The organism is Synechocystis salina LEGE 00031, from assembly GCF_015207985.1.
Classification (GTDB): domain Bacteria; phylum Cyanobacteriota; class Cyanobacteriia; order Cyanobacteriales; family Microcystaceae; genus Synechocystis; species Synechocystis salina.
Window position 1 is genome coordinate 1 of record NZ_JADEVV010000074.1, and the last position, 13791, is coordinate 13791.

Genomic DNA, 13791 nt, shown 5'->3' on the forward strand with positions numbered 1-13791 from the left:
CCAGGAGCAGTAAAGAGATAAGTACCGGGAACACCTACACTCTGAAAACGAGTGAAATCAGCGGTGCCGTTGCCTGTGCCTGGTCCATAGGCATAAAAAGCAAGGCCTTCTTCTACAAAATTGCTCAAGTTGGGGTTACTACGAATAGCTGCCGCTTCTCCTTCATTGGCAAACAGGTAGGTGCCAGGCAGACTAGTATTTTGAAAACGGAAGAATCCCTGTTGCAATGGATCGGTTTTTTGTTGAGCAACTTGAAAAGCAACCCCTTCCTCTACGAACTGCCTCAAGCCAGGGTTGTTGCGAATAGCGGCGGCCTCTACCTGATTAACAAACAAGTAAGTTCCGGGTTGATTTGTGTTTTGAAACCGGATAAATGGGGTATTAAGTAGGTCCGCGGGATTGTCATTAATCAAGACCGATGCAGTGTTTTGCCCCTGACTTACTGTCACCACATCGCTTAGGGTATTGTTAGTGAGGTCCCCCACAGCTATGGAGTTAGGTCCACTGTCTACGGCAAAGGTAGCAGCGGATTCGAATGTTCGATCACCATTGCCCAATAGTAATGAGACATTATTATTGCTGTTGCTGGTTGTGACAATATCTAGATTACCGTCGTTATTAAAATCCCCCACACCGATGGAAGAAGGAGTACCTGTCGTATTTAGGAAGATTATACCACCGAACACTCCGCCACCATTACCAAACAACACCGATACGTTTCCATTATCTTTCGCTGTGGCAATATCTAGGTTACCGTCGTTGTCGAAATCTCCCACAGTCACATCGATAGGATTGGTTCCGGCATTAAAGTTGGTCGGAGTAAAGCCACCACTGCCATTGCCTATTAGTACCGAAACACTATTATTATTGCGATTTGCGGTAACTAGATCCAGGTTACCGTCATTGTTAAAATCTCCTGCAGCGATAGCGAAGGGATCTGTGCCTCCTATATTCAAGTTAAAGAGACTTGCGCCCCCAAACGTGCCATTGCCATTGCCATTACCCAACAACAACGATACCTCTGAGGCCGCATCTTTCACTGTGGCAATGTCTAGATTACCGTCATTGTTGAAATCTCCTACGGTTACATCGATAGGATTGCTTCCTGCAGCAAAGTTGGTCGCAGTAAAGCCACCATTACCATTACCTATGAGCACTGACACGCTATTGTTGTTGCGATTTGCTGTCACTAGGTCTAGGTCGCCATCATCGTTAAAATCCCCTGCAGCAATAGCAAAAGGATTAGTACCTCCTATACTCAAGAAAGTAAAGTTTGGAGTCCCAAACGTGCCATCACCATTGTTCAACAGCAAGGATACGTTTTCGTTATTTTTCGCTGTAGCTATGTCTAGAAAACCATCACCGTTGAAATCCCCCAATGTTACAGCAATAGGATTAACGCCTGTGTCGTAAGTGATGAAGGGGTCAAAACGATCAAGAATGCCTTGGTAAATCTCTAAATGCGATCGTTCAAATGCTAATGATTCCGGTATTTCACCCGTAGTCATTTCTAGCAACCAATTACCACCGAGTTCTTTAGACCCTGTCTTTGTGGCTGAAGCTGCGATAACTGCGCCGGTTAACTCACTCAACTGATGAATGAACTGTTTACCAACATTCCCCTGCGCCACTTGGCAACTGTAGAGGGCAATTTCCTTGACGCCCCACTCCATTAAAAGACGGGAATATGCTGCTAATTGCTGAGAGTTTAAGGGATTTTTGCCGAGGAAAATTGTACCAGGTTCGCCGTGGGCGGCGATCGCCAGCTTGGTTGCCCCTGTTTCTGATAATAACCGGGAAATAGTTGTTATGGCGTCAGTCTGAGCATCCAGTGTGTGGGCGACAGTGCCGGGTAGTAAGGCGTTGTACAGAATGTCTAAATCTTGAACCCGTTCGTCAAAAACAATAAGTGTATTTCTTTGATCTATTGTTGATGACAATAACGAATGTCGTTTTTTTTCCATTAAATTTTTCATGGTGATTTGAATCCGTTTAATGTTTTTTTGAGAGAATTGCTTTCATTGTTAGGCTGTCTAACGTTTTCTCCTTCAATGGCAGTCCTAACAAAAGTGCCCCTCTAAGCCCTGGGGCGACGATCGCCGAAAAGCAAAAATTTTCAACCAACTTTGAGTCCCATACTAGTTGCTATAACAACAACCTGCAAGGATTATCTTCATGAATCTTAACCTCAACTCTAATTAATTTCTCTATTTCATTTTGTTGTGGAGATTGGAAATTAGAATCACAAAAAAATGAAAAAAAATTTAAATAGAATAGAAGAACCAGAAAAAAACTAGATTTTACGACTGGTTTCAGGCACTAACAAATCCTGGCGGATGAACACTACTTCTTTCTGCAAGAGGGTACCATCAATCGGCGATCGCCATTCGCCAGTTTCATCGTAATAACGGAAACCCAATTGATCCAAGAGATTAAGCATCTCTAAAAAGACCAAGGCATTTTCGTCGTAGCGGACATAGGAAAGTTCTGCCACCACTAGATCCACCTGCTCGAGGAAAGTGTTTGCCCCCGCCAAGACAATATGTTCGGCGCACTGCACATCAAGTTTGAGGATACCCCGCCCTTGGAGATTTTCTTCCTCAGCCACCTGGTCGAGGGTTTTGACTGCCACTGTCACCGTTTCATAATCCCGAAAGTCTGCTGGGGTGAGCAGGGAACTACCGTAAAGATCGGGGGAAACCTGAAAACTGAGTTGACCGGATTGATTGGAAACGGCAATTTCTAAAAACTTAGCTTTGGGAATATTCTTCAGGTAATAGTTGCGGGCGGCCTGTTCATAACGATTAATCAGAGGATCAATCAAAATGAAGCGGGCTTCGGGAAAAAGTTGACTGGCGGTGTGGGACCAAATGCCATGGGACGCTCCCACATCCATGACAAAATCAGGGAGGTAATGGTTGACCTTTAAGCGCCGCATTACTTGGTACACCTGGGCGTAATCCTTGTAGATCAGGCTAGGCACTGGAGGTTCAATGAAGTGCACTAGGTCAATCGGCGATCGCCGAAAGAGGGATTCAAAGTGCTCATCGGCGGCCTGTCCTTCAGCCAGGGAGTCCCAAATCCAACTATCAATATTTTGATCGCCAAATTTTTCCGCCACGGCTACGGCATTTTCCCTAAAAACTCTTTGACGTTGAGGGTCTAACACTTCGGCTACGGCCGCCCCAAAACTCTCTGGGGTATAGTCACAGACCACCCCAATCTGAAAACGATTAATAAAACTAGCGGCGGAGGTTTTTGGGCTCCCCATCAAAATTACTGGGGTGTTAGATGTGGCCAGGGCAAACAAGATCCGTCCAGGTAAGCTTAGCTGGGAAAGCTGGGGCTGGTCGTCGCGCTCATCCATGGTGCCATAGGGAACCACAATGAAAGGATACTCCTGCAGTTTTTCCACCAATTTATCTTCGGGAAATAGTCCTTGGGGATAAATACCTTTAGCCTGTAAATCTTCATTAGATCCCGTCAGCCAATAATATTTGGAGTTACCATACCAATCTAACTGCACACCAGCTTCCTTAGTACTGCAGCAGAGGTCAGCAAACCATTTTTCACTCCAAATACTACCTAATAGAGCACCCCGTTTTTGTTCACAATTGTCTGAAGTGGGTTGAAAAATTTCTGTTTTGATTAACCCATGGGGAACCACCGCTGGCAAAATCCAAAACTTTAAACCAAATTTATTTTCGTACGCATCCCGCAGTTCTGGATGGGTGGCAAAGCGCACATCTGCCTTTTGCAAAAATTCCTCCATGAGGGCATCAGGAATATTGTTGACCCGAATATTTTGATCATCCATGATCCAGACAGCCAAGGGCACTCCAAATAATTCCTTAATGGCGATCGCCGTCAGCACATCCTCCCTGTAATAAGGGACACAAAAGATCCGGCTAACTTCGTGGTCAGCGAAAATTTGGGCAATATTGGTGAAAACTTGTTTACGACTCCAACCCCGCTGGGAAAGATGGTAAGACTCGAGACCAAAGTTATGGTCTCCGCCGTAATGATTGTCAGATCGCACAGAAACAATTTGCCCATCGTTGGGAAATACCCGCTTGATCAAAGCTCCTGTGCCGTGGCGATAGGTGACTTCGTTGGGGGTAATGACCACACTGGCATCAATGATCTTGGCCGGTTTTTGTTGAACTTCAAAACGTGCATCCATAGCTTGACCTTGGGCAAGGGAATCCCAAATCCATTGGGCAATGCCGTCCGCACTTAGGTTTTTCCCAAGCTTAAAAGCTTGTTGGCGAATGCGCCCTTGGTTTTCTAACAAGTAATCAATTTTGGCGGAAAAGTCCTCCGGCTGGTAAGCACAGACAACACCAATGCCCTGGCTCTGGACAAATTGGGCCACGGCACTTTCGGGGGAACCCACCACCAGAATTGGTAAATTGGCGGTGGCGGTGATAAAGCAACTGCGGGAAGGCAGGCTTAGTTTTGTTAACTCTGGACGATCGCCGCTTTGGTCAGAATTACCTGTGGGAATAACGGCAAAATCAGCGGTTCGGAGGATATTAATCAACTCATCTTCCGGCACAAAGCCCTTAAAGTTAATGCCGTCTTCCCCCAACTCAGCTTCGGTAAAATTTAGCCAATCCCGGTTGGGGTTACCATACCAATCAATTTTTACCCCCGTGGCTCGACACAAAGACCGCAGTTGATCTAACCATTGTTGACTCCAGACATTGCCAATCATCACTCCCTGGCGTTCACTCGGCGATCGGTCCCAGCTCTGGGGTGGTTCAGTTTGGAGTAAATGCCCCTGCACCACCGGAGGCACAAACCAAAACTTACGCTTAAATTTGGCTTCGTAGGCATCACAGAGGGGACGGGAAATGCCCAAGCAAATATCAGCTCGGTACAATAGTTCTTCCACCAAGCTATCGGGAACCTGGGGAGAGTAAATATTTTGATCGTCCATGATGAAAACACACAATGGACAGTTATACAGTCGCTTTAGGGCAATGGAAATTTGGTAATCCTCTGGGAAATAGGGTACCGATAAAAGTCTTCGGGGAGCGTAATAATGCAACAGCCACTGCACCTGTTGGGCAATGGTGACAAAACTTTCTCCCTGCACCAAAAAATGGCGATCGCCAAACTCCTGTTGCCCGCCGTAAAGATCATGGGAACGAATTGTCAATAGCTCGTCAGAGTTGGGAAAAAGTCTTTGTAGTAACACCCCCACCCCATGATCAGCATTAATTTCACAATGGCTGATAATTATGTCCCTTTCCAAAGAATGAATACTACGGCCGAGAGCTTGGAGGGCATCGGCTAGGTCCTGTTGCAGGATGTAGTGATTCTCAGTTAATCCGGCTAATTCGGCCATGGTGATAATTAAGGGCTGTTAAAAAATCAGTAAAAGCAACAAAATTCAATTGCTTACCACGAGCTTTGACCCTGGAATCATAGCACACTGGTAAGATGATCAATAATCGAAAAACAACAACAAAAAGCGACTTCTCCCGTAGAAGAAATCGCCATAGAAATAGTTTCTGTAAACGTCAAATTGTTATTGAGTTAACCCCGCAAAGGTAGGTATTCTCAAAAACTTAATTTTTAGCTCAAGGCCTCGGGGAACCTAGGCTTCTTTCCGGGTGGAAAGGTCACCAACTTTAGCAAATACCCCAAATTCCACTTGCTCTTCCAAACCAGGATCAACCCCAGCAAATACATCCCGGAACAGAGTACGGGAACCATGCCAAATGTGACCAAAGAAGAACAGCAAGGCGAAGACGGCGTGGCCAAAGGTAAACCAACCCCGGGGACTGGTGCGGAACACACCATCGGAGTTAAAGGTTTCAGTGTCGAAGTCAAAGGCTTCACCCAATTGGGCTTTCCGGGCAAATTTCTTCACATCGCTAGGATTGTTGAAGGTTTGGCCATCCAAGGCACCACCATAGAAGCTGACGGTAACACCGGTTTGTTCCACACTAAATTTAGACTCGGAACGACGGAAAGGAATGTCGGCACGCACCACTCCATCTTCATCAGTCATGATGACAGGGAAGGTTTCAAAGAAGTTGGGCATACGACGGACATCCAGTACCCGACCTTCTTTATCTTTGAAGACTGGGTGACCAATCCATTCTTGGGCAATGCCATCGCCACTGTTCATGGCACCGGTACGGAACAAACCACCTTTGGCGGGGCTGTTACCAACGTAATCGTAGAAAGCCAATTTTTCAGGGATAGTAGACCAGGCTTCAGATAGGGAAGCACCTTCAGCTAACTGGCCATCAACCCGTCGTTGAATTTCTTCTTGGAAATAACCCTTATCCCATTGGTAACGGGTAGGGCCAAAAAGTTCGATGGGGGTGGTGGCGTTGCCGTACCACATGGTACCGGCCACAACGAAAGCGGCGAAAAATACAGCGGCAATACTACTGGACAATACGGTTTCAATATTCCCCATGCGGAGAGCTTTATACAAGCGCTCAGGAGGCCGTACCGTAAGGTGAAAAAGACCGGCAATAATACCGACAATACCAGCGGCAATGTGGTGGGCCACTACCCCGCCTGGGTTAAAGGGGTTAAAACCTGATGGTCCCCATTCCGGCGCTACTGGTTGTACATGGCCCGTTAAGCCATAGGGATCGGAAACCCACATGCCAGGGCCCCAAACACCGGTGAGGTGGAAGGCACCAAAGCCAAAGCAGAGTAAACCGGAGAGGAAAAGGTGAATACCAAACATTTTCGGCAAATCTAAGGCAGATTCACCGGTACGGGGGTCAACAAATAATTCCAAGTCCCAGAAAACCCAGTGCCATACGGCAGCTAGGAACAGCAGACCAGAGAGGACGATGTGGGCAGCGGCTACCCCTTCAAAGGACCAGAAACCGGGATCCAAACCAGTTTCTCCGGTGACGCTCCAGCCATTCCAGGAACTGGTGACACCGAGGCGGGCCATGAAGGGCAACACAAACATGCCTTGCCGCCACATGGGGTTGAGCACAGCATCGCTGGAGTCAAAAATGGCCAACTCATAGAGAGCCATGGATCCAGCCCAGCCAGCCACAAGGGCTGTGTGCATTAAATGGACAGAGATGAGTCGCCCTGGATCATTCAGGACAACTGTATGAACGCGATACCAAGGTAGTCCCATTGACGCTCCTTCTAGTAACGAATAGTGTTTTGTGTCTTAAAAGACGATTTAATTTTTATTCTGCGTTGGGTAAATAAAACCCTTGTCTATAGGTTGTGTTAACCGAACAAGACGGACAGAGTCAAGTTTTATCCATTATCCCTTACAAAGTGAGAATATTTTGAAGGATTGTAACGAGCGGCCAGGATTTCTGCAAGATGCCTAGGGGATGGGCAAAGGGTTTGACGGCGCTGGGAACGGTGTGGTTAGCCCCACCATGCTTCCATAACGGACTGGCGATCGCCCTGGCCCGCAACGGCATTTTTGTAAATGACCTTATGGTGGGTGTGAACGAAGCTGAAGTCATAGAAGACTATCCCAATTATCAAAAAGGAACCTGCATTCTTGTTTTACAGAGGGATTCACAAAATCTACCTATTCATACGGTTTGGGGAATACCCAAAAATGCAGACTCCCCCGCCGTGTTAATCACTGCCTACCGGCCCAGTGAGAACAAATGGGAAAACGACTACAAAACCAGAAAATTATGAACACCAAAGTCCAAACAAAAATTATTCACGAAGGGGACTATATGGCAGAAATTCAAGTTGAACTAACCTACACTAACCATGATTGGTCACCCTACCTATCTCTCGCAGAAGCGCAAAAACTTGATCAACTCAGATTAGCCCTGCGCCAAAATGATATTAAGACCGCCTCTCGTCTTGCTCGTATTTACCATCTGACCCCGGTTGTGGTTGCTTAATGACAAGTTGATTTAAACAGAGAAAAGTGATGAACTGCATGGCACCAATGGATTAAGACTTTGGTATCAACGCCGTCTTGAAGAGCGATTGTTGATTTTTTATCAGCAAGAGTCCCAGGAAGCCCAAAAATTTGATCAAGATTGGGCCGATTTCACCCTGGGTGAAATGGAGCAGATTAATCTGTCTGAAGGCATTTGATATGGGGGAGACGCTTTATGCCCATCAGGGTGAATAGAAGTGTTTAGTCCTACTGATCTTCTTTTTTGGCAGAAGTCTGGGCAAATTGGGTTTCTAATTTAGCAAGACGACTCTGGAGATCTTGATTCTCCTGTTGGAGTTTTTCCAAATTGGTTTGCAGATCCTTGATTTTTTCGTCACTGCCAATTTTGGCTTGGACTTTTTTCACCGCTTCTTCCGCCATGCGCCGTACCCGACCATCGGGGGTTTGGTTGGCCAAATTTTGCAAAATGCCGATCGCCTTGGGGGTTTCCATTTGACCGAGGGCAGAAGTAATAGAAACTTGAGTGAGGAAAAACTCTTCCTGGGCGATCGCCGTTAGTTGCTCTAGAATTTCCGTCAGTTTTTCGGAGGATTGCCCAACGGAAACAGCCCCTAAAGCTCGGATGGAGGCCAGTCGCAGAGGTTGGGGCACCCCATTGGCGGTGTAGGTCAAAATCGTATCCACTGCTTGGGCGGAAGTGGTCAATTGACTCAGACCGGCGATCGCCCCACAACGGACAACTTCATTCCAACCAGGGCGAGTTTGCAAAACCGTTGTTAACTGTTCGACAATTTCCCCTTCATTGTCCTTGAGCAGACCAGACCCCAAAGCACCGAGGGCACTGGCCGCCGCTGACTCGGCGTAGTAACTGGCTTCCCCTTGGGCTAAACACTTTTTGATCGCTTCATAACTGGCCGAGGTTTTGATCTTGGCCAAAGAAGCAATGATCGCCCGTCGCACCTTGGGATGATCATTTTTTTCCAGTCCCTGGATCAATAGGGTTCCCGCTTGATCCAAGTTAATGCCCGCTAATTGTTCTGCAATTTCTACCCTCACGCCCCAGAAAGGCTCAGTTTGTAACCTTTCTCCTAAAAACTCCACCGCTTCCAAGCCCCCCTGTTTGCCAATGGCGATCGCCGCTTGAATACGGGCAATGGGGTCAGCATCGTGGGTACATTGGGCTTTTAACTCCGCTAGGGGATAGGCTAATTCCACCGTTTTGAGAAAATTATTGCCTTGGTCAAAGCTAATAAAATCTGGCTTACGGATTAAGGGAAAATAAAAGACTTGCTCCCGTTCTTTGAGTTGCAAGGGAATTACTTGGCTTGTTACTTTTTCCCCTTCTAAAAAATTAAAGGCGACGGGAATTTTTAAGTTAAATAAATCCTTGTGGTCGCTATCCGCTTTGGCTTGGGTTTGGATAATGGTTAACTTGGCTAACTTATTATCATTGTCCCAGCTATAGCTAACTTTAAATTCGGGATGGCCACCCCGAAAAACATACTGATCAAAGAGCCAAAGGAGATTGAAGCCCGTTGCTTTCTCAATAGCCCGCAGTAAATCAATGGTTTCCACAGTGCTGTGGGCATGGTCATTAACAAAGGTGTGAACAGCTTTAAAAAATAGCTCATCCCCCAACACAGTCCGGATCATGTGGTAAACACAGGCTCCCTTTTCATACAAATGGCGATCGTAAAGTTCGATGGCTTCTCGATAAACGTGGGTGACAATGGGGCGGCGGTAACGGGAACTATCTTCCGCTAGGTAATTCCTTGCTTCCCCCAACAGGTAATAGGCGGCATCATCTTGACCGTATTCGTGGTCTGTCCACAAAACTTCTGCATAGGAAGCCATACCCTCTTTGAGCCAAGCATGGGACCAATGTTTAATCACCACCAAGTCCCCAAACCATTGGTGGGCTAACTCATGGGCTACTAAACTTTCCGTGTTGCGGTTATCTAATGCGGCCCTTTCGTCTAGTAAACAACGATCCATTAATAACGTTGTCGAAGTATTTTCCATCCCGCCAAAAATAAAATCCGCTACGCACACTTGGTCATAGTTGGGATAGGCGTAGGGATAACCAAAAGTTTGGTTAAAAAATTCGATCATGCGGGGGGTTTTGCCCATGCTCCTTTGACCGTCCGCTTCCCGACCTTTTTCGACGTAGTAGCGCACTGGCAGATCGCCATAACTATCGGTCAATTCGACAAAGTCCCCGATCGCCAAAGTCATTAAATAGGTGGGGTGAATTTGGCTTTGGGACCAATGGAAAACCTGTTCATTGCCCAGATCTTTTTGCTCAATTAAACTGCCGTTGGAAATCACCCGATAGGGCTTGGCCACCTGCACCCGAATTTCCGACGTGGCCAACTGCCCCGGATAATCAAAACAGGGGAACCAATAACGGGAATCTTCATCTTCTCCCTGGGTCCAGACCTGCACCGGCTTATCGGGATAATGGCGATCGGGCTGAATGAAATAGATGCCCCGACGGGGATTTTTCAACTCATACTGAATTTCCAGGGTCACCGGCTCAACGCTTAACGGTTGCAGTAAATCAATGGTCAGGCGATCGCCGTCATGGTCAAAATGTTGACTTACTCCTTTCACCAAGACCCAGGCAATTTTTAGATCCACCGCATCCAACACCAGTTGTTGAATACCAGGACGCACCGGGGTGAGGGTAAGGCGACAAACCCCCTGTAAATGCCGTTCTGCCAAATTGATTTTTAAGTCCAAAAAGATATGGTTTACCTGCCCAGGGCGATCGGGATTGTAGTGGGGCTTAGCGCCGGGCAACTCAAAGCTTTTCCGTTGGTTGGACTCGGTATCAAAGGTTAAAAACGACATGGGGAAATTTGCGCCGGGGTAAGGAGAATACACTCCTCAAACCATAACCCTGAAAGCCTTTCCCTGACAAGCATGGACATGGATAAGAAAAATCCCCCTGGGAAAGGAGGATTGGGCAAAATGGTTCATCATTTAGTTGTCAGCCATGGGGGGATCGACCCATAACCCAGTCGGATAATCTATTTCCAATTCTTAGCGACGATTTCTGCCAAGTCGACAACCCGTTGGGAATAGCCCCATTCGTTGTCGTACCAAGCAATCACTTTGACCATGTCACCGCCCATTACCATGGTGAGACTACCATCCACGGTGGAAGAGCAATCCGTACCCCGGAAGTCGCTGGAGACCAATTCCAAATCGGTGTAATCCAAAATTCCTTTCAGTCCAGTGGTGGCGGCTTCCTTCAGCACCCCGTTAACCTGTTCAGCAATGGTATTTTTCTCTACTTGTACCACTAAATCCACTACGGAAACGTTGGGGGTGGGCACCCGCAGGGCAATACCGTTTAATTTGCCTTGCAGTTCGGGGATGACCAAGGCTACGGCTTTGGCGGCACCGGTGGAGGTGGGCACAATGTTAACAGCAGCGGCCCGGGCCCGGCGTAAATCCCGGTGGCTAGCATCGAGGATCCGTTGGTCCCCGGTGTAGCTGTGGGTGGTGGTCATGGTGCCTTTAATAATGCCAAAGTTATCGTTAATTACCTTGGCGATCGGGGCGAGGCAGTTGGTAGTACAGCTAGCGTTACTGATGACTTCGTATTCTTCGTGTTTGTACTCGTGGGCATTAACTCCTACCACATAGGTGCCGATGTTGGGCCCCTTGCCGGGGGCGGTGATTAAAACCTTTTTGGCGCCGGCCTGAACGTGCTTGGTGGCCCCTTCATGGGTAACAAAAACACCGGTGGCTTCGATGACTAGGTCTACGTTCCATTCTGCCCAGGGCAAATTTAGGGGGTTCCGGTCGGAAACACATTTAATAGTCTTGCCATTGACGGTAATGGAGTTTTCGTCGGCGCTAATGTCCGCATCCAACTTACCCAACATGGAGTCGTAGCGCAAAAGGTGAGCATTGGTTCTGGGATCGGAAGTGTCGTTGATGCCGACCACTTCCAACTGGCTATCGGTGCGCCCCAGCCAGCAGCGGAGAAAATTGCGTCCGATCCGTCCAAATCCGTTAATTGCTACTCTAGTCACGTTCGTCTTGCCCTCTCTGTTTTAGCTCAGTACATTTAAGGATTATTAATGACACCAATCATATCCTATTGCCTGAACACTTAGATCCAGAATTTAAAAGGGGGGGTGGGAATCTTTTTCCCCTCCTCTCCGTCGCTGTTTACCGTGGACTCTGGGTTTTGTCTATGCCTGGGGGTAGAGTTTTTGTTATGATGTCGCTCAATTACAGGTGCGGTGAACCGGCAGGTGATTGTAGACGTTAACATTTATGGCTTGTGAGGAGCGTTGCTGTGGGTGCTGTGGATTTTAGTGGTCGTCCCTTCCATTTTTTGGGCATTGGGGGCATTGGTATGTCGGCTTTGGCCTACGTCCTCGCAAAACGCCATCTCCCTGTGTCAGGATCCGATCTACGCCGTACCCATATCACCGATCGCCTGGAATCCGTGGGGGCAAAAATCTTCCAAGAACAGGTGCCGGAAAATTTAGAATATTTTCAATCTCTGCAAGTCAACCCGGCGGTGGCTTTACCCACTGGTTCCCCCGGTTCAGGTTTGACCCTGGAACAGATCGCTGAATCAGCCAGTAACGGCGTCAACGGCAATGGCCGCTACCAAACCCATTGTCTGCCCCAGGTGGTGTGCTCCACAGCTATTAATGAAGGCAATTTGGAGTATCAAGGGGCGATCGCCAAAAATTGTCCCATTTATCACCGCTCCGATATTTTGGCGGCTATGATTGCGGAGTCCCGGGGCATTGGGGTGGCAGGCACCCATGGCAAAACCACCACCAGTAGCTTAATTGGCTATGTGTTAAAGGAAGCTGGGCTAGACCCCACCATTGTGGTCGGCGGTGAGGTGGATGCTTGGCAGGGTAATGCCTATCTTGGTTCAGGGGAATATTTGGTGGCTGAAGTGGACGAGTCCGATGGCTCCTTAACCAAACACCATCCAGAGATCGGCATTGTTACCAACATTGAATTAGACCATCCTGATCACTACTCCACCTTGGCCGAGGTGGTGGAAATTTTCCATAGTTTTGAGTCCCATTGCCAAACCCTGATCGGTTGCCTCGATTGTGGCGTGGTGCGGCAACACCTTTCCCCTAGCATCACCTACAGTTTGGAAAATCGTCCCGAAGCGGATTACCAAGCCCGGCAAATTAAGCGTCAAGCCCATGGTAATGAGGTGGAGGTGTGGGAACGGGGAGTGTGTTTGGGCACCATGACTGTGACTCTACCGGGAGACCACAATATTAGTAATGCCTTAGCCGCGGTGGCGGTGGGTCGTTTACTAGGTTTAGATTTCCCCGTTATTGCCCAGGCGATCGCCAACTTTAATGGAGCCAAACGCCGCTTTGAATGCAAAGGTTATTGCAACGGCATTACCTTCATTGATGACTATGCCCACCATCCCAGTGAACTACTGGCAACCCTGGCCGCCGCCCGACAAAAGGTAACCCACGGAAAATATGAACGGGTTGTGGCCATTTTCCAGCCCCATCGCTACAGTCGGACTCACACCTTTATGGCGGAATTTGCCACTGCTTTTAAGGATGCGGATTTGGTGGTCTTAACCGATATTTACAGTGCCGGGGAGCAGAATCCCCACAACGTCCGAGGAGAAGATTTGGCCAAGGCCGTAGGCCAATGCCATGGCCATGTGGTTTACCAGCCCCAGTTGACGGAATTGAGGGAATTTTTGCCTAAAATTCTGCGGAGTGGTGATTTGGCGCTATTTTTAGGGGCAGGCAACCTCAATCAGCAGATTGCGCCGGTGCTGGCGGCCTGTGCCTAGGCTGGGCAAGCTAACCTAGGGTTATCTGCGACCGATTTTTCCTCGTCCTGCTAATTTTCCGGACTAACCGCCATGATTATTTCCCCCGCTACCCGTC

General features: G+C 47.9%; 8 protein-coding genes. 3 read left to right on the forward strand and 5 right to left on the reverse strand.

Annotation, left to right across the window (positions count from 1 at the left end; genetic code table 11):
* The 3 genes from IQ217_RS17590 to psbB form a co-directional block, all read right to left on the reverse strand.
* Positions 1–1976 (reverse strand): FG-GAP-like repeat-containing protein (locus IQ217_RS17590; RefSeq protein WP_194021086.1); only part of this gene is annotated, 1976 nt, incomplete at its 3' end.
* 317 nt (positions 1977–2293) lie between these two features.
* Positions 2294–5353 carry an FkbM family methyltransferase gene (locus IQ217_RS17595; protein WP_194021088.1) on the reverse strand — a complete coding sequence of 1020 codons (3060 nt, stop codon included), beginning with the start codon at positions 5351–5353 and terminating at the stop codon, positions 2294–2296.
* A 252-nt stretch (positions 5354–5605) separates the two neighbouring features.
* Positions 5606–7129, reverse strand: a complete 1524-nt coding sequence (gene psbB / locus IQ217_RS17600) for a photosystem II chlorophyll-binding protein CP47 (RefSeq protein WP_190598054.1) — start codon at positions 7127–7129, stop codon at positions 5606–5608.
* 197 nt (positions 7130–7326) lie between these two features.
* Here psbB and IQ217_RS17605 point away from each other — a divergent pair, with 197 nt between their 5' ends.
* Together IQ217_RS17605 and IQ217_RS17610 are read left to right on the forward strand one after the other, a co-directional pair.
* Entirely contained in the window at positions 7327–7659 is a 333-nt protein-coding gene (locus tag IQ217_RS17605; RefSeq protein ID WP_194021090.1) for a DUF4258 domain-containing protein, read from the forward strand.
* Positions 7656–7874, forward strand: coding sequence for a hypothetical protein (locus IQ217_RS17610; RefSeq protein ID WP_194021092.1), 219 nt, complete (start codon positions 7656–7658; stop codon positions 7872–7874). Before IQ217_RS17605 ends, IQ217_RS17610 begins: the two co-directional genes overlap by 4 nt.
* A gap of 248 nt (positions 7875–8122) precedes the next feature.
* Here the strand turns inward: IQ217_RS17610 and IQ217_RS17615 are convergent, their stop codons facing one another.
* Together IQ217_RS17615 and IQ217_RS17620 are read right to left on the reverse strand one after the other, a co-directional pair.
* The gene (locus IQ217_RS17615) at positions 8123–10729 is read right to left on the reverse strand and encodes a M1 family metallopeptidase (protein WP_194021094.1); all 2607 of its coding nucleotides are present in this window, start codon (positions 10727–10729) and stop codon (positions 8123–8125) included.
* 179 nt (positions 10730–10908) lie between these two features.
* A complete protein-coding gene (locus IQ217_RS17620) occupies positions 10909–11922 on the reverse strand; it encodes a type I glyceraldehyde-3-phosphate dehydrogenase (protein WP_194021096.1) in 1014 nt (337 codons plus the stop codon).
* Between the two features lie 254 nt (positions 11923–12176).
* Here IQ217_RS17620 and murC point away from each other — a divergent pair, with 254 nt between their 5' ends.
* Complete coding sequence (murC, locus tag IQ217_RS17625) at positions 12177–13694, forward strand: UDP-N-acetylmuramate--L-alanine ligase (RefSeq protein ID WP_194021098.1); 1518 nt, start codon at positions 12177–12179, stop codon at positions 13692–13694.
* Positions 13695–13791 lie beyond the last annotated feature (97 nt).